A 21,059-nucleotide genomic window follows, 5' to 3' on the forward strand; every position below is an offset into this window, starting at 1 on the left:
GTCCTCAAGGGTGGTGGGGAGGGAACAGGGGGCGGGCAGGAATCAGCCTTTGAACCAGCGCTGCGGTACGGGGTCGATGTTGTGGTAGACGTGCTTGGTCTCGCGGTACTCCGCCAGCCCCGAGGGACCGAGCTCGCGGCCGATGCCCGACCGGCCGAACCCGCCCCACTCCGCCTGCGGCAGGTAGGGGTGGTAGTCGTTGATCCACACGGTGCCGTGGCGAAGAGCCGCGGCCACGCGCTGCGCCCGCCCCGCGTCCGACGTCCACACGGCGCCGGCGAGCCCGTAGTCGGTGTCGTTGGCGAGCGTGATCGCCTCGGCCTCGTCGGTGAACCGCTCGACGGTCACCACCGGACCGAAGACTTCCTCCCGCACCACCGCCATCTCCCGGGTGCAGCCCGAGAACACGGTGGGGCGCAAGAAGAAACCGCGCTCCAGCGCGGGTTCGTCGGGCCGGACGCCGCCCGCGCGCAGCTTCGCACCCGCCTCGATCGCGCCGGCGATGCAGCCCTCGACCTTCGCCCGGTGCTGTTCGGACACGAGCGGTCCCGCTTCGCTGGCGGGGTCGAGCCCGTCGCCGATGCGGATCCGGTCGGCCCGCGCCGCGAGCTCGGCGACGAAGCGGTCGTGCACGCCGTCCTGCACGATCAGCCGCGCGCCGGCCGAGCAGACCTGTCCGGAGTGGACGAACGCGGCGGCCAGCGCGTAGTCCAGCGCGGTCTCGAAATCGGCGTCGTCGAACACCACGTTGGGGTTCTTGCCGCCCAGTTCGAGGGCCACGCGCCGGACCCCGCGCGCGGCCGCGGCCATGATCTTCTCGCCCGTGGCGAGCCCGCCGGTGAACGACACGAGGTCGACGCCGGCGTGTGCCACCAGGGCGGCGCCGACGGCACCCGGGCCGAGCAGCAGGTTCACCACCCCGGGCGGCACCCCCGCTTCTTCGGCGAGCGCGACGAGCCGGATCGTGGACAGCGGCGTGACCTCACTCGGCTTGAGCACGGTGGTGTTGCCCGCCGCCAGCGCCGGCGCGAGCTTCCACGACATCTGCAGCAGCGGGTAGTTCCACGGCGCGATGAGCGCGCAGACGCCCACCGGCTCGTGCGTGATCCGGCTGATCGCCCGCGGGTCGCCGGTGTCCACCACGCGCCCGGCGTCGTGCGCGGCCAGTGCGGCGTAGTAGCGGAAGACCGCGGTGACGTCGTCGATGTCGATGCGGCCCTCGGCCAGCGTCTTGCCGGTGTCGAGCGTTTCGGTGCGGGCCAGGTCCTCGCGGTCGCGCTGCAGCAGCGCGGCGATGCGGGTGAGCAGGTCCGCGCGGTCGGCCGCGGTCGTTCTTCGCCAGGGCCCGCCGTCGAACGCGCGGCGGGCCGCGGTCACGGCGGCGCCGACCTCGGCCGGGCCCGCCAAGGCCACGGTGGCCAGCACTTCGCCGTTGGCGGGGTTGAGCACTTCCGAGCGCGCCTCGCCGGCGGCTTCGGTCCAGATTCCGTCGATGTGGAGGTCCTTCATCAGGCCTTCCCAAGCAGCTCGCGGAGCCTTTTGCCACGCGAGGTGTGACGCGCGGCACTTCGAGTGCGTACATTTGTACGCTAAGCGTGTACACATGTCCACAACGAGTTCTCGGCGCCGGCACCCGGCGTTCGCGCGAGGCCGTGCGACGATCAGGGGTGCCCGACGAGACCGGTGAGTGAAGGAGCTTGGCGGCGATGACGACGCGTGACACCGCCGGGCGCAGGAAGCTGCGCGGCCCCAACGACCCCGAGCGGCGGGCCCGGATCGCGAAGGCGGCCATCGAGGTCGTCGCCGAACGCGGCATCGACGGGCTGACCCACCGCGCGGTCGCGGCGGCGGCCGGGGTGCCGCTCGGCTCCACGACCTACCACTTCGCGACACTCGACGACCTGCTCGAAGTGGCGCTGCACGAGGCCGCCGCGAACAACGTGCGCGAGCTTCAGGAGTGGGAGCGGGCGCTGGACGCGGACGCCGACTTCGCCGCGGCGCTGGCCGATCTGGTGATGGGCTACATCCACGAGCTCTACCCGCACACGGTCGTCGAGTACGACCTGTACGTCGCCGCCCTGCACCGGCCGCGGCTGCGTCCGGCGAGCGCAGCGTGGGACGACGCCCTGATCAAGCTCTTCTCCACCCGCACCGACCCGCTCACCGGCCGGCTGCTCGCCGGGTTGTTCTGCGGCCTGCTCATGCAGGCGGCGCTGGCCGACCCGCCACCGACCCGGCCGGAGATCGAAGCGCTCTTCCGGCGCGCCATCGAGGGCCCCGCGGCCTGACCGGCTCTCGTTGGGGTTGAGCCGAAACCGCTTCCGCGCACCAGGTTCGCGGCGGGGTCCGGTAATCGGGTGACGCGAAAATCCCGTCCTTGACAGCGCCGGGCGAGCGCCCGCATTGTGTTCCGGAGAGAGCAACCCGGCGCGCTCTGCGCAACATCAACACCGGCGGTGCCTCTCCCGTGACTTCTGCCGTTTTCGCGCCCGGCACGTCCTTCCTAGACCCAGCCCTATTCGACCCAGCCCTATTCGACCCGGCCCTCGTCGAACCAGGCCGCACCGACCGTCCCGCCCCGAGAGGAGCACCGCCGGTGACCACCACCGACCTCCCGCAGAGCCTCCTGCCGACACTGACCGGCCGCCACTACACCGACCCGGAGATCTTCGCCCGCGAGCAGGAGCGGATCTTCGAGACGGACTGGTTCTGCGCCGTGCGCACCGCGGACCTGCCTGCGCCGGGGGCGTTCGAGACCGTGCGGATCGGCCGCGAGAGCGTGCTCGTCGCCCGGGGCCGCGACGGGAAGGTGAACGCCTTCCTCAACGTGTGCCGCCACCGCGGCGCGCGCCTGTGCACCGACCGGAGCGGGCAGGTGAAGCGCGCGTTCCAGTGCATGTACCACGCGTGGACCTACGGCCTCGACGGCAAGCTCGTCGCCGCGCCGAACCTCACCGGCATGCCCGACGTCGACCGCACCGAGTACGGGCTCACGAAGCTGGCAGTGCGCGAGTGGCTCGGCTACGCGTGGGTGTGCCTCGCGGAGGAGCCGCCGTCGTTCGAGGCGACCGTGATGGCCGACGTCTCGGACCGGCTCGGCGGGCCGGGGGAGATCGAGGCGTACGGGCTCGACGGGCTCGCGCTGGGCCGGCGCATCGAGTACGACGTGAAGGCCAACTGGAAGCAGATCATCGAGAACTTCATGGAGTGCTACCACTGCGCGACGATCCACCCGGAGCTCACCGAGGTGCTCCCGGAGTTCGCCGACGGTTACGCCGCGCAGTACTACGTGGGCCACGGCGCCGAGTTCGGCGAGCAGATCGCCGGGTTCACCGTGGACGGCAGCGCCGGCGTCACGCGGCTGCCGGGGGTGGGGGAGCACCAGGACCGCCGGTACTACGCGATCACCATCCGGCCGCAGGTGTTCGTGAACCTCGTGCCGGACCACGTGATCCTGCACCGGATGTTCCCGCTGGCCCCCGACCGTACGCTCGTGGTGTGCGACTGGCTCTACCTGCCGGAGGTCGTGGAGTCCGGAGTGGACCTCGACCGCTCGGTGGAGCTGTTCCACCGCGTGAACCTGCAGGACTTCGAGGCGTGCGAACGCTGCCAGCTCGCCATGGACTCGCGGTCCTACGCGCGCGGCGGGGTGCTTGTGCCGAGCGAGCACCACATCGGCGCGTTCCACGACTGGGTCCGCGCGCGGACCGAAGCCTAGATCAGCGCCCGGATCGCCTGTTCGAACCCGGTCACGTGGTCGAGCGTGAGGTCGGCGGCCTTCTTCGCGTCGCCCTCGATGATCGCCGTGAGCAGCGGCAGGTGCTCGTTCACGTGGCCGGCCATGCCGCGCAGGCGCGGCAGGAACACGCACCAGATGCGGGTGGCGAGGTTGTCGTAGTGGATCAGGGTGTCCTCGAGGAACGGGTTGTGCACGCAGCTGTAGATCGCGCGGTGCAGCTCGAGGTCGGTGCGCAGCAGCTCGGTGTTGTCGGCCGGGTTCGCCGCGTCGAGCTGCTCGCGCAGCACGGTGAGACCGGCGCGGTCGGCGTCCGAGGCGCGCTCGGCCGCGGCCGCCGTCGCCATCGGCTCCAGCGTGCGGCGCACCTCGGAGATGTGCGCGAGGTCGGAGATGTTCACGTCGGTGGCGAACGTGCCGCGGCGTGGGTAGGCGACCACGAGATGCTCGGTCTCGAGGCGTTTGAGCGCCTCGCGCACGGGCGTGCGGCCCATGCCGAGCGTGCTGCCGAGCCAGTCTTCGTTGATCGGGTCGCCCGGTTTGATGTCGAGCATGACGAGGCGGTCGCGGATGAACAGGTAGGCCTGTTCCGCAAGTGACGGGCTGCTGACCGGGATCGGGCTGTTGACCTGGGTGCTCACCCCGCCTACCCTACATCGAAGATTGATATATCAGAAGTCGACCAGCCAGTTCTGAGCTCAGTGAACGGAAGCAGGCAGGAATGACCTCGACGATCGGGAAAGCGACCGCCGTGCTCGGCCGCTCTCTGCGGGACTTCGACCCGGACGTGGCCGCCGCGATCGGCGCCGAGCTGCGCCGCCAGGCCTCGACGCTGGAGATGATCGCCAGCGAGAACTTCGCGCCGCTGTCCGTGCTGCAGGCCCAGGGCTCGGTGCTCACCAACAAGTACGCCGAGGGCTACCCCGGCCGGCGCTACTACGGCGGGTGCGAGCACGTGGACGTGCTGGAGAACCTGGCGCGCGAGCGCGTCAAGGAGCTCTTCGGCGCCCGCTTCGCCAACGTCCAGCCGCATTCGGGCGCGCAGGCCAACGCCGCCGCCATGGCCGCGCTGCTCGAGCCCGGCGACCGCATCCTCGGCCTCGCGCTCGCGCACGGCGGGCACCTCACCCACGGCATGCGGATCAACTTCTCCGGCCTGCTCTACGAAGTCTCGGCCTACGAAGTGTCCGAAAAGGACTTCCGGGTGGACATGGCCGAGGTCGCGCGGCTCGCACGGGAACACCGGCCGAAACTGATCATCGCCGGCTGGTCGGCCTACCCGCGCCGGCTGGATTTCGCGCGGTTCCGCGAGATCGCCGACGAGGTGGGCGCGTACCTGATGGTCGACATGGCCCACTTCGCCGGCCTCGTGGCCGCCGGGCTGCACCCGTCGCCGGTGCCCCACGCGCACGTCACGACCACCACCACGCACAAGACCCTCGGCGGCCCACGCGGCGGCGTCGTGCTGACGAACGACCCCGAGCTGGCGAAAAAGGTCAACTCCGCGGTGTTCCCCGGCCAGCAGGGCGGCCCGCTGGAGCACGTGATCGCGGCGAAGGCGGTGGCGTTCAAGATGGCCGCCGAACCGGAGTTCGCCGAACGCCAGGCGCGCACGGTGCGCGGCGCGAAGCTGCTCGCCGAGCGCCTGCTCGCCGAGGACACCGCGGCGGCGGGGATCTCGGTGCTGACCGGCGGCACCGACGTGCACCTGGTGCTCGCCGACCTGCGCGATTCCGCATTGGACGGAAAGCAGGCCGAAGACCGGTTGCACTCGGTCGGGATCACGGTCAACCGCAACGCGGTGCCGTTCGACCCGCGCCCGCCGATGGTCACCTCCGGCATCCGCGTCGGCACCCCCGCGCTGGCCACGCGCGGCTTCGGTGACGACGAGTTCCGGGAGGCCGCCGACATCGTGGCCACGGCGTTGCTGCCCGGTTTCGACGAAACGCTCGCCGGGAAGCTGCGCGCCCGCGTCTGCGCTCTCACCGCGCGGTTCCCGCTCTACCCGGACTTGGAGGCCGCCCGATGACCCCCGGCGCCGACCTGCCCGAACACCCCGACTTCCTCTGGGACAACCCGGAACCGAAGCGGTCCTACGACGTCGTCGTGGTCGGCGGCGGGGGCCACGGCCTCGCCACCGCCTACTACCTGGCGAAGGTCCACGGCGTCACCGACGTCGCCGTGCTGGAGAAGGGCTGGCTCGCGGGCGGCAACATGGCCCGCAACACCACCATCATCCGGTCCAACTACCTGTGGGACGAGAGCTCCGGCATCTACGAGCACTCGCTGAAGCTGTGGGAAGGCCTCGAAGACGACCTCGGCTACCCGATCCTGTTCAGCCAGCGCGGCGTGCTCAACCTCGCGCACAGCCTGCAGGACGTGCGCGACAGCGTCCGCCGCGTCGAGGCCAACAAGCTCAACGGCATCGACGCCGAGTGGGTCGACGCGGCCGGAGTCGAGGAGATCTGCCCGATCGTCAACACCTCGCCCGGCGTGCGGTACCCGGTGCTGGGCGCCACCTACCAGCCGCGCGCCGGGATCGCGAAGCACGACTACGTCGCGTGGGGCTTCGCCCGCGCCGCGGCGGCGCTCGGTGTCGACCTCATCCAGGACTGCGAGGTGACGGGGATCCAGACCGCGGCCGGTCGCGTGCGGGCGGTCGACACGACTCGCGGCCGGATCGCCGCGGGCAAGGTCGCGCTGTGCGCCGCCGGGCATTCGTCCGTGGTCGCGAAGATGGCGGGGTTCGACCTGCCGCTCGTGTCGCACCCGTTGCAGGCCTTGGTGTCGGAGCTGCTCGAACCGGTGCACCCGACGGTGGTCATGTCGAACGCCGTGCACGTGTATGTCTCGCAGGCCCACAAGGGCGAGCTCGTGATGGGCGCCGGCATCGACTCCTACGCGGGCTACGGCCAGCGCGGCGCGTTCCACGTCATCGAGGACCAGATGGCCGCGGCGCTGGAGCTGTTCCCGGTGTTCGCGCGGGCGCACCTGCTGCGCACGTGGGCCGGGATCGTGGACGTCACGCCGGACGCGTCGCCGATCGTCGGCCTCACCCCCGTGGAGAACCTCTACGTCAACTGCGGCTGGGGCACCGGCGGGTTCAAGGCCACGCCCGGCGTCGGCGACTGCTTCGCCCACACCGTCGCGAAAGGCAAGCCGCACCCCTACGCCGAGCCGTTCACCCTCGAGCGGTTCACCACCGGCGCCCTCGTCGACGAGCACGGCGCCGCAGCCGTCGCCCACTAGGAGCTCCCGTGCAACTCATCCCGTGCCCGTGGTGCGGTCCCCGCGAGGAGACCGAGTTCCACTACGGCGGCCAGGCGCACGTCGCCTACCCGCAGGACCCGGCCGCACTGTCCGACGACGACTGGGCGAAGTTCGTCTTCTTCCGCGCCAACCCCAGCGGCCCGCTGCCCGAGCGGTGGACCCACAGCGCGGGCTGCCGCCGGTGGTTCAACGCCGTGCGCGACACCCGCACCCACGACCTCCTGGCGGTCTACCGCCTCGACGAGCCCAGGCCGGTGATCCCGTGACCCGGCTGCCCGGCCGCGGCGTCGTCGACCGCACGGCCCCGCTGAAGTTCACCTTCGACGGCCGGGAGCTGACCGGCTTCCGCGGTGACACCCTCGCTTCGGCCCTGCTCGCGAACGGCGTGCACCAGGTGGCCACGAGCATCAAGTACGGCCGTCCGCGCGGGATCCTGGCGGCCGGCGTCGAGGACGCGACCGCGCTCGTGCAGATCGAAGCGCCGTTCCCGGAGCCGATGCTCAGCGCGACTACTGTCGAGCTCTACGACGGCCTGGTCGCCCGCGGCCTGCCCGGCCAGGGCAAGCTGGCCGCCGAGCCCGACCCGGCGCGCTACGACGCCAAGCACGTCCACTGCGACGTCCTGGTCGTCGGCGCCGGTCCGGCCGGGCTGGCCGCGGCGGCCGGCGCCTCCGGCAGGGTGCTCCTGGTCGACGACCAGCCCGAGCCGAGCGGCGAGATCCCCGACGGCGTCGGGTTCCTCTCCCGCACGACGGCGTTCGGCGTGTACGACGACGGGTTCGTGCTGGCGCTGGAACGCCGCGGCGAGAACGCGGCCCCCGAGCGGATCTCGCGCCAGCGCGTGTGGCGGATCCGCGCGAAGCGGATCGTGCTCGCGACCGGGGCGCACGAGCGGCCCGTGGTCTTCCCCGACAACGACCGGCCGGGCATCATGCTCGCCGGCGCGGCGCGGACCTACCTGAACCGCTACGGCGTGCTCGCCGGGCAGCGCGCGGTCGTGTTCACCACCAACGACAGCGCCTATGCGGCCGCGTTCGACCTCGCCGACGCCGGTGCGCGGATCGCGGTGATCGCCGACGCGCGGGACACCGTGTCCGCCCGGCTGGGGGAAGCCGCCGCGGCCCGGGGCATCGAGATCCGGACCGGGCACGGGGTCGTCGGTACCGCCGGCGGTGACCGCATCACGTCGGCGGTCGTCGCGGAACTCGGGGCCACGCAAGGGGATCGCTTCGCCTGTGACCTGCTGCTCGTGTCCGGCGGCTGGAACCCGGCCGTGCACCTGTTCAGCCAGGCCCGCGGCACGCTGCGCTACGCACCCGAGCTCGGCGCGTACGTGCCGGACGGTGACCTGCAGGCCGTGCGCGTCGTCGGCAGCGCGGCGGGGGAAGGGCTGCCGGAGGCGAAGGTGCTGTGGCAGGTCCCGGCGGCGGAGTCCGAAGTGGACACCCGGTTCGTCGACCTGCAACGCGACGCGACCGTGTCCGACGTCCTGCGCGCGACCGGCGCCGGACTGCGGTCCCTGGAACACGTGAAGCGCTACACGACCATCGGCACCGCGCACGACCAGGGCAAGACGTCCGGGCTGCTCGCCGCGGGCATCACCGCCGACGCGCTCGGGCGTGACCTGGCCGGGCAGCGGCCGACGACGTTCCGCCCGCCTTACACCTCCGTGTCGTTCGCCGCGCTGGCCGGGCGCAACCGCGGCGACCTGCACGACCCGGTGCGAGTCACGGCGCTGCACCCGTGGCACGTCGAGCACGGCGCGGAGTTCGAGAACGTCGGCCAGTGGAAGCGGCCCTGGTACTACCCGCGGCCGGGCGAGGACCGGGAAGCGGCCGTGCTGCGCGAATGCCGCGCCGCCCGGACCGGCGTCGCGCTGATGGACGGCTCCACGCTCGGCAAGATCGACGTGCAGGGCCCGGACGCCGCGGCGTTCCTCGACCTGCTCTACACGAACCTGATGAGCTCGCTCACCCTCGGCCGCATCCGCTACGGCGTGATGTGCGGGGTCGACGGCATGGTCATCGACGACGGCACCGTGATCCGCGTGGCCGAGGACCGGTTCCTCGTCACCACGACCACGGGCAACGCGGCGATGGTGCTGGAGTGGATGGAGGAGTGGCTGCAGACGGAGTGGCCGCACCTGCGGGTGTTCGCCACGTCGGTGACCGAGCACTGGGCCACGATCCCGCTCGTCGGCCCGCGCTCACGGGCGGTGCTGGCGAAGGCGGCGCCCGGGCTCGACGTGTCGAACGATGCCTTCGGCTTCATGACCTGGCAGGACGCCGAGGTCGCCGGCATCGACGCCCGCGTCTGCCGGATCAGCTTCTCCGGTGAGCTGGCGTACGAGCTCAACGTGCCCTCGTGGCACGGCATCACGCTGTGGGAAGCACTGCTGGCGGCCGGCGCCGAGGACGGGATCACGCCGTACGGCACGGAAACCATGCACGTGCTGCGCGCCGAGAAGGGCTACCCGATCATCGGCCAGGAGACCGACGCGACGGTGACCCCGCAGGACCTCGGCATGAGCTGGGCCGTGTCGAAGAAGAAGCCCGACTTCCTCGGCAAGCGGTCCTTCACCCGCGCGGAGAACCTGCGGCCCGACCGCAAGCAGCTCGTCGGCCTGCTGCCGCAGGACCCGGCCGTGCTGCTGCCGGAAGGCTCGCAGCTCATCGAGACCGACCACGTGCCCGAGCCGCCCGTGCGCATGCTCGGCCACGTCACGTCCAGCTACCGCAGCGCCGCGTTGGGCCGCACGTTCGCCCTGGCTCTGGTGCGGTCCGGCCGGGAACGCGTCGGCCAGACGCTGTACGTGCCGGTCGGCGACGCCGTGGTGCCGGTGACCGTGACCGAGTCCGTGCTGTTCGACAAGGAGGGGACCCGTCGTGACGGTTGACCTGATGCGCCGCGCCCCGCTCGCGGACCACGCGGCCTCGCTGGCCGCCCTCGCACCCGCCGTGGTCGCGGAGGAGCGGCCGTTCCTGACGCAGCTCACCGTGCGGGTGCGCGAAGGCCGCGACGCCGTGGGGGCGGCGCTCGGTGTGCCGCTGCCGGCCGAGCCGTGCACCTTCACCTCCGGTGCCGGTCCCCTCGGCGCCGTCGACGTGCTGTGGCTGGGCCCGGACGAGTACCTGGTCCTCGCCGGGCCCGGCACGGTGACCGAACCGGACCTGCGGCCCGCGATCGCGGTCGGCGCGGTGACCGACACGTCGGCCCAGCGCACCACCGTCCGCCTGGCGGGGCCCGCTGTGCGCGACGTGCTCGCGCACGGCTGCGCGATCGACTTGGACCCGGCCGTGTCGCCGCCCGGCACGTGCGTGCAGACGTTGCTGGCCCGCACGGGGATCGTCCTGCTGGTCCGCGAAGCCGGCGAGTTCACCGTGCTCGTGCGCCAGTCCTTCGCGCCCTACTTCGCCGCGTGGCTGGCCGATGCCGCCACCGAGTACACCCAGGAGGCCGTGTACACGGAGGAGGCACCGTGGCCTTCACGCTGACGCTCAAGTGTCCCGAACGCGCGGGCATCGTCCACGCCGTCACCACGTTCCTGCTGGAGCGCGGGTGCGACATCGTGGAGCACCAGCAGTTCGACGACGACGTGCGCGGCTCCCTGTTCCTGCGCACCTCGTTCACGTGTTCCGTGCCGGCCACTGTGGACGATCTGCGGCGGGCGTTCGTGCCGGTGGCGGGTGACTTCGGCATGGAGTTCGAGTTCGCCGACGGCACTGCGCCGCGGGTCCTGGTGATGGTGTCGAAGTTCGGGCACTGCCTCAACGACCTGCTGTTCCGGTGGCGCGCCGGCAGCCTGGGCGCGCAGATCGCGCTGGTGGTGTCGAACCACGAAGACCTGCGTCCGATGGTCGAGGCGGCGGGGGTGCGCTTCGAGCACGTGCCGGTGACGCCGGCGACGAAGGCCGGGGCCGAGCAGCGGCTGCTGGACCTGCTGTGGGAAAACGAGATCGACCTCGTCGTGCTCGCCCGGTACATGCAGGTGCTCTCGGACGAGCTGTGCGGCAAGCTCGCGGGCCGCGCGATCAACATCCACCACTCGTTCCTGCCCGGGTTCAAGGGCGCGAAGCCGTACCACCAGGCCTACGACCGGGGCGTGAAGTACGTCGGCGCGACCGCGCACTACGTGACACCCGACCTCGACGAGGGCCCGATCATCGAGCAGGAGGTGCAGCGCGTGGACCACACGTACTCGCCGCGGGAGCTGGTCACCGTGGGACGTGACGCCGAGGCGCTCGCCTTGTCCCGGGCGGTCCGCTGGCACAGCGAACGGCGCGTCCTGCTCAACGGCAACAGCACCGTCGTCTTCCGGTAAGGAGTGTTCTTCTCATGTCCCGAGTCGTGATCATCGGCGCCGGCATCGTGGGCGCCAACCTCGCCGACGAGCTCACCGCGCGCGGCTGGACCGACGTGACCGTGCTCGACCAGGGGCCGCTGCCACTCACCGGCGGCTCGACCTCGCACGCGCCGGGTCTCGTGTTCCAGACCAACCCGTCGAAGACGATGACGGAGTTCGCGCGATACACCGTGGAGAAGTTCGGCGGCCTGGAGGTCGACGGGCTGCCCTGCTTCAACCAGGTCGGCGGCATGGAGGTGGCGAGCACGCCGGCGCGGTGGCAGGACCTGCACCGCAAGCACGGCTGGGCCACGTCGTGGGGCGTCGAGGCGCACCTCATCGACGTCGACGAGTGCGTGCGGCGCTGGCCCCTGCTCGACGGCTCGCGGATTCACGGCGCGCTGTACGTGCCGACCGACGGGCTGGCGAAAGCCTCGCGCGCGGTCGTCGCGCTGGCCCGCCGCGCCGAGTCGCGGGGCGCGCGGTTCGTGGGGTCGACCAAGGTGACCGGTCTCAAGCAGGCCGGCGGCCGGGTGACCGGCGTCGAGACGGACCAGGGCGAGTTCGCGGCGGACGTCGTGGTGTCGTGCGCCGGGTTCTGGGGCCGCGAGCTCGGTGCGCTGGCGGGGATGGACGTGCCGCTGCTCCCGCTCGCGCACCAGTACGCGAAGACCGGTCAGGTCGCGGAACTGGTGGGGCGCAACACCGAGACGAGCGAGGCGAGCCTGCCGATCCTGCGTCACCAGGACCAGGACCTGTACTTCCGCGAGCACGTGGACCGCCTCGGCATCGGCTCGTACGCCCACCGGCCGATGCCCGTCGAACCCACCGGCGTGGACGGTGAGGTGACGGAGTCGTCGATGCCTTCGATGCTGCCGTTCACCGACGAGGACTTCGCGCCGTCGTGGGAGGAGAGCAAGCTGCTGCTGCCCGCACTCGGCCGGACGAAGGTCGAGGAGGGCTTCAACGGCATCTTCTCCTTCACGCCCGACGGCGGTTCGCTGGTGGGGGAGTCGCAGCACGTGCGCGGGTTCTGGATCGCCGAGGCGGTGTGGGTGACGCACTCGGCCGGCATCGCGAAGGCCGTGGCCGAGCTGCTCGTGCACGGTCGTTCCGAGACGGATCTGCACGAGGTGGACGTGCACCGGTTCGAGGAGGTGCAGCTCGCGCCGGAGTACGTGAGCGAGACCTCGCAGCAGAACTTCGTGGAGATCTACGACGTGCTGCACCCGTTGCAGCCCAAGCTTTCGCCGCGCGATCTGCGGGTGAGCCCGTTCCACGTCCGGCAGCGCGAGCTGGGCGCGGTGTTCCTGGAGGCGGGCGGCTGGGAACGGCCGCACTGGTTCGAGGCCAACGCGCCGCTGGTGAAACGCCTGCCGCACGAGTACCTGCCGCCGGCGCGCGACGCGTGGGCCGGGCAGTTCCACTCGTCGATCGTGGCGGCGGAGGCGTGGCACACGCGCAACGGGGTGGCGCTGTACGACATGACCCCGCTCAAGCGCGTGGAGGTGAGCGGGCCGGGTGCGCTGGAGTTCCTGCAGGGGCTGACGACGAACCAGCTCGACAAGTCCGTGGGGTCGGTGACCTACACGCTGATGCTCGACGACGCCGGTGGGGTGCGCAGTGATGTCACGGTGGCGCGGCTGGAGCCTTCGGTGTTCCAGGTGGGGATCAACGGGAACATCGATGTGGCCTACCTGAACTCGCTGGTGCCGGACGGGGTCCGGGTCCGGGACATCACCGGGGGCACGTGCTGCGTTGGCGTGTGGGGACCGCTCGCGCGGGACCTGGTGCAGCCGTTGTCGGCGGAGGACTTCTCGCTCGCGGGGCTGAAGTACTTCCGGACGCGTCCGGCGCGGATCGCCGGGGTGCCGGTGACGGCTATGCGACTGTCCTATGTGGGCGAGCTCGGCTGGGAGATCTACACGTCGGCGGACAACGGCCTGCGGCTGTGGGACGCATTGTGGACGGCGGGGCGGTCGCTCGGCGTGATCGCGGCCGGGCGGGCGGCGTTCAACAGCCTGCGGCTGGAGAAGGGCTACCGGCTGTGGGGCACGGACATGACCACCGAGCACGATCCGTACGAGGCCGGGGTTGGGTTCGCCGTTCGCCCGGCGAAAGGTCCGTTCGCCGGGCGGGAGGCGATCGAGGGCCGGTCGGAGGAGACGGCGGAGCGGCGGTTGCGGTGCCTGACCGTCGACGACGGGCGGACGGTGGTGCTGGGCAAGGAACCGGTATTCGTCGACGGCGCGGCGTCGGGTTACGTGACCAGCGCGGCGTACGGCTACACGGTCGGGCGGCCGATCGCGTATGCGTGGCTGCCGGGGACCGTCGGCATCGGGGACGCGGTCGAGATCGAGTACTTCGGGCGGCGGGTCGCGGCGACGGTGGCCGCGGAGCCGCTGGTCGACCCGGGCATGGAACGCATTCGACGCTGAGGTGGATGTTCATGCGGGATCAGATCATGAGTGAGCTGGTGAAATCCCTGGCGACGCCGCTCGGAGCCGCGGCGCCGGCCGGCGGGACCGCCGCGGCCCTCGCGCTGGCCGCGGCGCAGCCGGCGCGCACCGGCGACGGTGCGGGCGGCGGCTGGACGCACGGGCTGTGGCTGGCCGAGCAGGACGCGTTCGCGGTGCGGACGCCGGACCTCGAGGCCTGGTGGCCACCGGCGGATGTGATCACCGCGGCGGCCTCCGTGCCGGCGGTGGCCGACGGCGGCTGCCCGAGGTGAGCGGCGCGGCTCTGCTCGACGTGGCGGGCGCGACGGAGGCGGTGCGCTCGGCCGTGGTGATCGCGCGGGTGGCGATCGAGAGCCGGACGGGTCCGGTGCCGGTGCTCGGGGAGGTGGACGAGCTCGTCTCGCGGGCGGAGCGAACCACGGAGGCGGTGCGGAGTGGCCCAACTAACCAACTGGTTGGTTGACGGACGTCCGGGATCGGTATCTGATGGAGACGTAGGCACGAACTCCCGGAAGGCACTCATGTCCAAGACCTGGCTCATCACCGGCAGCTCCCGCGGCTTCGGGCGCGAGCTGGCGAAAGCAGTCCTCGACCACGGCGACCGGCTCGTCGCGACCGCTCGCCGGCCCGAACAGCTCGACGACCTGGTCGCTCAGTACGGCGACCGCTTGCGCGCCGTCGCCCTCGACGTCACCGACCCGGCGGCCGCCCGCGCGGCCGTGCAGGCGGCGGTGGACGCGTTCGGCTCGCTCGACGTCGTGGTGAACAACGCCGGCTACGCCAACTCCGCGCCCATCGAAGAAATGCCCGACGACGACTTCCGCGCCCAGGTGGACGCGAACTTCTACGGCGTCGTCAACGTCACCAAGGCGGCCCTGCCGATCCTGCGCGCCCAGCGCTCGGGCCACCTCGTGCAGTTCTCCTCCGTCGGCGGCCGCGTCGGCGGCTCGCCCGGCATGGGCGCGTACCAGGCCGCGAAGTTCGCGGTCGAGGGCTTCTCGGAGGTGCTGGCCAACGAGGTCGCGCCGTTCGGCGTCAAGGTCCTCATCATCGAGCCCGGCGCGTTCCGCACCGACTGGGCCGGCTCGTCCATGCGCGTCGACCCGGTCAGCCCCGACTACGACGAGACGGTCGGCGCGATGAACCGCCGCCGCACCGACTCCGCCACCTGGCCCGGCGACCCCGCCCGCGCCGCCAAGATCATCGTCGACGTCGTCGACCACGCCGACCCGCCCCGCCGCCTCCTGCTGGGCGCCGGCGCGGTGGACCTGGCCGCCCGATCCTCGGCCGAACGCGCGGCCGAGGCCGAGAAGTGGGCCGACGTGAGCCGCTCGGCGGATTTCCCTCCGGGGGAGTGAAGTCGTCGCCGAGGGCTCGCCGGGGCGGTGCGGAGCACTAGCATCGGGCGCATGAGTCGACGTGCCGGGCGGAACCGGTGAGGGCCTTCGTCATCACCGGGCCCGGTGAGGCCGGGGTGGCCGAGGTGCCGGAGCCGGTCGCGGCGATGGGCGAGGTCGTGGTGGCCGTGGAGCGCGCCGGCGTGTGCGGGACGGACTTCGAGTTCTTCACGGGCGAGATGCACTACCTCGCCGATGGCCAGGCGCGCTATCCGATGCGGATCGGGCACGAGTGGTGCGGGACCGTGGTCGAGACGGGCGAGGGCGTGCACCCCGCGTGGGTGGGGCGGCGGGTCGTCGGCGACACGATGCTCGGGTGCGGGCACTGCCGGCGGTGCCGCAACGGGCACCAGCACGTGTGCGCGGACCGGCAGGAAGTCGGGATCCGCGGCGGGCGGGCCGGGGCGCTGGCGGAGAAGATCGCGGTGCCGGTCACGTCGCTGCACGAGCTGCCCCCGCACCTCGACGCGACGGCGGGCGCGCTGGTCGAGCCGGGCGGGAACGCGCTGCGGGCGGCGCGGGCCGCGTTGGGTGAGAAGGACGGCATGCGGGTCGCGGTCTACGGGCCGGGCACGATCGGGCTGCTCACCGCGATGTTCCTGCGCGCGGCCGGCGCCGAGGTCCACCTGGTCGGCGCCACGGCCGGCTCGATCGCCTTCGCGCGCGGGCTGGGCTTCTCCGCGGCTGCCGAGCCGCCCGCTCCGCCGGTGGACGCCGTCGTGGACGCCACCGGCGACCCGGCCGTCCCGGCGGCCGCGCTGGAGCTCGTGGAGCCGTCGGGCCGGATCGTCTACATCGGACTCGCCGGTGAGCCGAGCGGGATCGACACGCGGCAGCTGGCCCTCAAGGACGTGACCGCCGTCGGGATCCTCAGCGCGTCGCCCGGCCTCGAGGCGGCCGTCGACCGCTACGCCGACGGGGACGTCGACCCGCGGCCGATCGTCGCGGCGACGGTCGGGCTCGGTGAGGTCGCCGACGTCTTCGCCGGGCGCCGCCCGCCGGGAGCGGGACCGAAGATCCTCGTCGACCCCAACCGGACGTGAAGGCCGGTCCGTGGGCACGGGTCGGGGGGACCGCGCCCACGGACCGGGGTCAGGCGAGGTACTCCGCGGCCGCGCGCAGGCTCACGTACGAGCCGCTGAACGTGTCGATCCGCGGCCCCGTGCCCGAAGGCCCGGGCACGCCCGTCTCGACGCGAATGTAGTCCACATCGGACAGTTCCGCTAGGAACGCGAGCACCGCCGGGTGCCGGTGCGCCTCGCGCGTCACCACGACCACGCTGGAAAAGCCCCGAGCCTCCGCGCGCACCAGCGCGGCGTCACCCGGGGACACGGTCAGCGCCCGGGTGCCGGACACCAGCTCCGCCAGGTGCGGACCCAGGCCCCACGGCATCGGCCCGGCCGCGATCGTCGGGTCGGTGCTCACGTCGACGACCAGCGGCGCACCGGCCAGCCGTGGCGACCCCTGGATCCGCAGGGCCGCGCGAGCCGCCGAGAGGCCCAGCGCGTAGTCCACCGGCTGCGGTTCGGCCGGCGTCGGCGAGGTGCCCAGCGCCGCCGTCCGGGCCGCCGCGTCCGCGAGCCGTTCCGCCGGCAGCGTCCCGTCCGAAACCGCGGCCACGATGGCCGACGTGATGGCGTCCAACGTGTCCGCTTCGAACGCCGCCCCGCCGATGCACAACGCGTCCGCGCCCGCGGCCAACGCGCGCACCGCCGCGCTGCCGAGCCCGTCGTGCCGGCCGTAGGAGCCCGACACCGCGCCCATCTCGAGCGCGTCGGTGATCACCGCACCGTCGAAGCCCAGCTCGCCGCGCAGCACGTCGGTGAGCGCGACGTGGTTGAGCGTCGCGGGCTCGTCGCCCCATGCCCGCACCACGAGGTGGCCCGACATGACCGACCGCACGCCCGCCGAGATCGCCGCGGCGAACGGCACGAGCTCGATCTCCCGCAGTTCCTCGACCGTTCGCGGCAGCACGGGCAGCGCCACGTGCGAATCCTCCGTCGCCGCACCGTGGCCGGGGAAGTGCTTCGCGCACGCGGCCACGCCGTACTTCTGCAGGCCCGTCACGAACGCGGCGACGTGCGGCGACGCCTTCGCCGGATCCGAGCCGAACGCCCGCACGCCGATGATCGGGTCCTCGGCCGCGAGGGTCAGATCCGCGCACGGCGCCAGGTTCACCGTCACCCCGCACGCGGCCAGCCGCTCGCCGAGCGCCGCCGCGACCGCCGTGGTGAGCTCCGGGTCGTCGGCCGCGCCCAGCGCCAGCGGGCCGGGCACGAACGAGCCGGTGTTGACGTCGAGGCGGGTGACGTCGCCGCCCTCCTCGTCGATGCCGACCACCACGTCGTCGCGTTCGGCCCGCAGCGCCGAGGTCAGCGCCGCCACCTGCTTGTCGTCGACCACGTTGCGCCCGAACAGGATCACGCCACCGAGGCCCTGGCCCAGGCGGCGCCGCAACCAGTCCGGCGCCGTCGTGCCCGCGAAACCGGGCAGCAGCACCGCTTCCGCCCACGCCCGAGGATCAGACATCGCTCACCCCTTCACCGCGCCGGCCGTCAGGCCGGACACCAGCTTGCGCTGCACGATCAGGAAGAAGATCAGCGCCGGGATCGCGTACACCACCGACGCCGCCATGATGCCTCCCCAGTCGACGGAGAACGCGGTCTTGAACGACGAGAGCCACACCGGCAGCGTCTGTTTCGGCTTGTCCTGCATGAACACCAGCGCGAACAGGAACTCGTTCCACGCGGTGATGAAGCTGAACACCGACGTGGTGACCAGACCCGGGCCCAGCAGCGGCAGCGTCACGCGGCGGAACGCGCCCGCTCGGCTGCAGCCGTCGATCATCGCGGCCTCTTCGAGGTCGTACGGGATGCCGTTGATGAACCCGTAGAGCATCCAGACGGTGAAGGGCAGCGACGTCGCGAAGTACACCAGCAGCAGCGAGGGCAGCGTGTTGAGCAGCCCGAGGTCGCGCATCAGCAGGTACATCGGGATGAACAGCGCCGAGAGCGGCGCCAGCTGCGCGACCAGGATCAGCAGCAGGAATCCCTTGCGCCCCTTGAAGCGGAACCGCGCGAGCGGGATCGCCGCCAGCACACCGACGACCAGCGCCGCGAGCACGGCCCCGAGCGTGACGATGAGGCTGTTGCTCAGGTAGGTCACGAACCCCGGCTTGGTGAGCGCCGACGCGAAGTTCGCCAGCGTCGCCGAAGTCGGGAACAGGTCGTATTTGGGTGAGAGCACCTCGCCCGGGGTCTTCAGCGACGTGGTGAACATCCAGTACGTCGGGAAGAAGAACAGCAGCGCAACGAGCACGCCGACCACCGAGAGCGTGACCCGCTGGGTCAGGGACTTCCTCACGCGAGCTCACCGTCCTTCGAACGAACCAGCAGCTGCACGTACCGCCCGGTGACCAGCAGCAGGAGCACCAGCATGATGGTGGCGATCGCGGCGGCCGAACCGAAGTGGCTGCCCGCGATGCCCTTGAGGTACTGCAGGATCGCGAGCGTCGTGCTCGCGCCGTCGGGCCCGCCCTGGCGGATCGCCCAGACCTGCCCGAACATGTTGAAGTCCCACAGCACCGACAGGAACGTGACCATCGTCAGGATCGGCCGGATCGCGGGCCAGCTGACCGCGCGGAACGTCTGCCACGGCCCGGCGCCGTCGATGCCCGCGGCCTCGTACTGCTCCCGCGGCACGCCCAGCAGGCCGGCGTACAGGGTGAACGCCACGAACGGCACGGCCTGCCACAGCACCAGCAACCCGATCACCGCGAGGGTGCTCGCGCCGGTGGAGAACCACGAGTAGCCGATGAACGAGTGGAACCCCAGCCGGTCCAGTGTTTTGTTGAGGATTCCGTACTGCTGGTCGAAGATCCACTGGAACACCGTGGTCGTCGCGATCACGGGCACGGCCCACGCGAGCACGAGCGAGATCTGCAGGATGATCCGGACCACCGGGTTGAGATGGCGCATGAGCACCGCGATGACCAGCGCGACCAGCAGCGTGGCCGCCACCAGCAGCGCGGTGAACACGACCGTGCGCACGGCGACCGACCAGAACTCCGGATCGGTCAGCTCCTCGGTGTAGTTGTCGAACCCGATCCACACGGCCTTGCCGGTCACGAGCTCGTGCAGGTCGAGCTTGCGCAGGCTGATGCCCAGCATTTGGATCGTGGGCCAGCCGAGCAGCACCAGCACGGCCACGAGGGCGGGCAGGAGCAGCAGGTACGGCATCATCCGCTCGCCGATCCCGGTCCGGCGCCGCGGTTTCTCCGGAGTGGCGCGTGCCGATGCCGGCGGGGTGGCCCCCGCCGGCATCGGCACGACTTTGGTGGCGGTCATCCGCCGATGATCTTGTCGAGGGCGGCGTTGGCGTCAGCCGTGGCCTGGTCGATCGACTTCTTCCCGGTGAGGTACGCCGTCAGCATGTCCTTCAGCGGGTTCTGGCCGGACTCGACCTCGCCCCACTTCGGGCTGGTCGGCACCGCGCGGCCGTTCTTCGAGGCCTTCGCCATCACGCCGCCGAGCGGGTCCTTGTCCAGCGCGCTGGTGTCGGTGGAGGTGCCCGGCACGTAGCCGGCGGCGGCCATCTGGCTCATGTACTTGGTGCTGGTGAGCAGCTTCAGGTACTCCTTGGCGAGGTCCGCGTGCTTGCTGTTGAGCGGGATCACCAGGTTCGAGCCGCCGAGGAACACCGGGGCCGTCTGGCCGGCGGTCTTGCTCGGGATCGGGAACGCGCCGGTCTTGTCGGCGATGCTCGGGTCGGTCTTCGCGGCGGTGGCGACCTCGCCCGGCGTGCCGATGAACATCGCGACCTTGCCGCCGCCGTAGATGCCGGCCTGCTGCGGGGTGGCCTCGTCGTTGTCCTTCGGCGCGGTGGTGCCGGAGGCGTCCACGAGCTGCTTGTAGAACTCGAGACCTGCCTTCGAGCCGGCGGAGTCCAGCGTCGACTTGAAGCCCTTGCCTTCGGCCTTGGCGACGTCACCGCCGTTGTCCCAGATGAACGACAGCAGGGTGTACCAGTACTGACCCGGCAGGTAGAGGGCCTGGAAGTCCTTGTCGCTGCCGAACTTCGCCTTCAGCTTGGCGATGTCGTCGAGCCACTCCGCGTCCGAGGTCGGCGGCGCGGTGATGCCGGCCTGCTCGAACATGTCCTTGCGGTAGAGGACCTCGCGGTTGGCGGCGTAGAACGGCACGCCGTAGGTCTTGCCCTCGAACTCGCCCGAGGCCTTGAGCCCGGTCAGCCACTGCGAGCCGTTGAAGCTGTTGACATCGGCGGACAGGTCGGTGAGGACCTCGTCGGAGGCGAACGCCGGGGTCTGGGTGTTGCCGACCTCGATCACGTCGGGCGGGGTGTCGCTCGCGAGTGCGGTGGTCAGCTTCTGCTGGATGCCGTTCCACGGCTGGATCTGGTAGTTGACCTTGACCCCGGCGTGCGCCGCCTCGAACTCCTTGTTGAGGGCGCCCGTGAGGCTGTCCGGCGCGGAGCCGTCCATGAGCCACACCGTGAGCGTGCCACCGTCCGAACCACCCGAGCCGGTCGCGGTGTCACCGCCGCCCGAACCGGCACACCCGGCTGTCGCGAGGGTGAGGGCGGCGGCACCCGCCGCCAGTTTGAGCCAGCGCTTCACTTGTCTGTCCTTTCGGTGTCCGGCCCCCAGGCCGGTCGAGTGACAAATGGTGTAGACCAATGTTGAGCAGAGTGGTCCGGACCACAGCTGGTGTCAAGCCGGTTGCCAAGACGTTGTAAACGCGACGGCGAGATTGACGCTACGTGTCCGGGTGGTTACCGGCGCGCGGCGCAAAAGTGCAGGTGGCGCGGTGGAAAACCTTTACCAGGCAGGGTTTGTC

General features: G+C 71.5%; 18 protein-coding genes. 12 read left to right on the forward strand and 6 right to left on the reverse strand.

Translation table 11 applies throughout. From position 1 onward, the window contains the following. Nucleotides 1–42: 42 nt before the first annotated feature. On the reverse strand, nt 43–1,509 hold the full coding sequence (locus tag AB0K15_RS11005) for an aldehyde dehydrogenase family protein (RefSeq protein ID WP_364048205.1): 1,467 nt from the start codon (nt 1,507–1,509) through the stop codon (nt 43–45). Between the two features lie 197 nt (nt 1,510–1,706). Here AB0K15_RS11005 and AB0K15_RS11010 point away from each other — a divergent pair, with 197 nt between their 5' ends. Both AB0K15_RS11010 and AB0K15_RS11015 read left to right on the forward strand, forming a co-directional pair. After that, the gene (locus AB0K15_RS11010; RefSeq protein ID WP_364048207.1) at nt 1,707–2,288 is read left to right on the forward strand and encodes a TetR family transcriptional regulator; all 582 of its coding nucleotides are present in this window, start codon (nt 1,707–1,709) and stop codon (nt 2,286–2,288) included. A gap of 308 nt (nt 2,289–2,596) precedes the next feature. After that, nucleotides 2,597–3,718 carry an aromatic ring-hydroxylating dioxygenase subunit alpha gene (locus AB0K15_RS11015; protein WP_364048209.1) on the forward strand — a complete coding sequence of 374 codons (1,122 nt, stop codon included), beginning with the start codon at nt 2,597–2,599 and terminating at the stop codon, nt 3,716–3,718. On the opposite strand, the gene AB0K15_RS11020 is transcribed toward AB0K15_RS11015, so the two are convergent. Continuing rightward, nucleotides 3,715–4,377 (reverse strand): GntR family transcriptional regulator, encoded by a 663-nt coding sequence (locus AB0K15_RS11020; RefSeq protein WP_364048210.1) that lies wholly within the window; start codon nt 4,375–4,377, stop codon nt 3,715–3,717. The two genes, AB0K15_RS11015 and AB0K15_RS11020, sit on opposite strands and share 4 nt — an antisense overlap. Nucleotides 4,378–4,457: 80 nt before the next feature. Between AB0K15_RS11020 and glyA the strand changes: the two genes are divergently transcribed. The 10 genes from glyA (at nt 4,458) to AB0K15_RS11070 (ending at nt 16,247) form a co-directional block, all read left to right on the forward strand. Then, complete coding sequence (gene glyA / locus AB0K15_RS11025) at nt 4,458–5,765, forward strand: serine hydroxymethyltransferase (protein ID WP_364048212.1); 1,308 nt, start codon at nt 4,458–4,460, stop codon at nt 5,763–5,765. After that, nucleotides 5,762–6,985 carry a sarcosine oxidase subunit beta family protein gene (locus AB0K15_RS11030; protein ID WP_364048214.1) on the forward strand — a complete coding sequence of 408 codons (1,224 nt, stop codon included), beginning with the start codon at nt 5,762–5,764 and terminating at the stop codon, nt 6,983–6,985. Before glyA ends, AB0K15_RS11030 begins: the two co-directional genes overlap by 4 nt. An 8-nt stretch (nt 6,986–6,993) precedes the next feature. Next, entirely contained in the window at nt 6,994–7,272 is a 279-nt protein-coding gene (locus tag AB0K15_RS11035; RefSeq protein ID WP_364048216.1) for a sarcosine oxidase subunit delta, read from the forward strand. Beyond that, nucleotides 7,269–9,902 carry a 2Fe-2S iron-sulfur cluster-binding protein gene (locus tag AB0K15_RS11040; protein WP_364048218.1) on the forward strand — a complete coding sequence of 878 codons (2,634 nt, stop codon included), beginning with the start codon at nt 7,269–7,271 and terminating at the stop codon, nt 9,900–9,902. Before AB0K15_RS11035 ends, AB0K15_RS11040 begins: the two co-directional genes overlap by 4 nt. Continuing rightward, a complete protein-coding gene (locus AB0K15_RS11045) occupies nt 9,892–10,500 on the forward strand; it encodes a sarcosine oxidase subunit gamma family protein (RefSeq protein WP_364048220.1) in 609 nt (202 codons plus the stop codon). Before AB0K15_RS11040 ends, AB0K15_RS11045 begins: the two co-directional genes overlap by 11 nt. Continuing rightward, entirely contained in the window at nt 10,485–11,327 is an 843-nt protein-coding gene (gene purU, locus AB0K15_RS11050) for a formyltetrahydrofolate deformylase (RefSeq protein ID WP_364048222.1), read from the forward strand. The genes AB0K15_RS11045 and purU overlap by 16 nt, the downstream gene beginning before the upstream one ends. A gap of 14 nt (nt 11,328–11,341) precedes the next feature. Further along, on the forward strand, nt 11,342–13,786 hold the full coding sequence (locus tag AB0K15_RS11055; protein WP_364048224.1) for an FAD-dependent oxidoreductase: 2,445 nt from the start codon (nt 11,342–11,344) through the stop codon (nt 13,784–13,786). Between the two features lie 11 nt (nt 13,787–13,797). Next, nucleotides 13,798–14,079: a hypothetical protein gene (locus AB0K15_RS11060; RefSeq protein ID WP_364048226.1), complete on the forward strand. Its 282-nt coding sequence runs from the start codon at nt 13,798–13,800 to the stop codon at nt 14,077–14,079. Nucleotides 14,080–14,328: 249 nt separating this feature from the next. Then, nucleotides 14,329–15,165 carry an oxidoreductase gene (locus AB0K15_RS11065; protein ID WP_364048228.1) on the forward strand — a complete coding sequence of 279 codons (837 nt, stop codon included), beginning with the start codon at nt 14,329–14,331 and terminating at the stop codon, nt 15,163–15,165. A 77-nt stretch (nt 15,166–15,242) separates the two neighbouring features. Next, on the forward strand, nt 15,243–16,247 hold the full coding sequence (locus AB0K15_RS11070) for an alcohol dehydrogenase catalytic domain-containing protein (protein WP_364048230.1): 1,005 nt from the start codon (nt 15,243–15,245) through the stop codon (nt 16,245–16,247). Nucleotides 16,248–16,296: 49 nt separating this feature from the next. Here AB0K15_RS11070 and AB0K15_RS11075 read toward each other — a convergent pair whose 3' ends face one another. From AB0K15_RS11075 to AB0K15_RS11090, 4 genes are read right to left on the reverse strand one after another with little or no spacing between them, the layout of a single operon-like run. Further along, nucleotides 16,297–17,733 (reverse strand): glycoside hydrolase family 3 N-terminal domain-containing protein, encoded by a 1,437-nt coding sequence (locus tag AB0K15_RS11075; RefSeq protein WP_364048232.1) that lies wholly within the window; start codon nt 17,731–17,733, stop codon nt 16,297–16,299. 3 nt (nt 17,734–17,736) lie between these two features. Beyond that, complete coding sequence (locus AB0K15_RS11080) at nt 17,737–18,567, reverse strand: carbohydrate ABC transporter permease (RefSeq protein WP_364048234.1); 831 nt, start codon at nt 18,565–18,567, stop codon at nt 17,737–17,739. Beyond that, a complete protein-coding gene (locus tag AB0K15_RS11085) occupies nt 18,564–19,550 on the reverse strand; it encodes a sugar ABC transporter permease (RefSeq protein ID WP_364048236.1) in 987 nt (328 codons plus the stop codon). The genes AB0K15_RS11080 and AB0K15_RS11085 overlap by 4 nt, the downstream gene beginning before the upstream one ends. After that, nucleotides 19,547–20,839 (reverse strand): sugar ABC transporter substrate-binding protein, encoded by a 1,293-nt coding sequence (locus AB0K15_RS11090; protein ID WP_364048238.1) that lies wholly within the window; start codon nt 20,837–20,839, stop codon nt 19,547–19,549. The genes AB0K15_RS11085 and AB0K15_RS11090 overlap by 4 nt, the downstream gene beginning before the upstream one ends. Between the last annotated feature and the right edge of the window lie 220 nt (nt 20,840–21,059).

The organism is Amycolatopsis sp. NPDC049253, from assembly GCF_040678995.1.
Lineage (GTDB): Bacteria > Actinomycetota > Actinomycetes > Mycobacteriales > Pseudonocardiaceae > Amycolatopsis.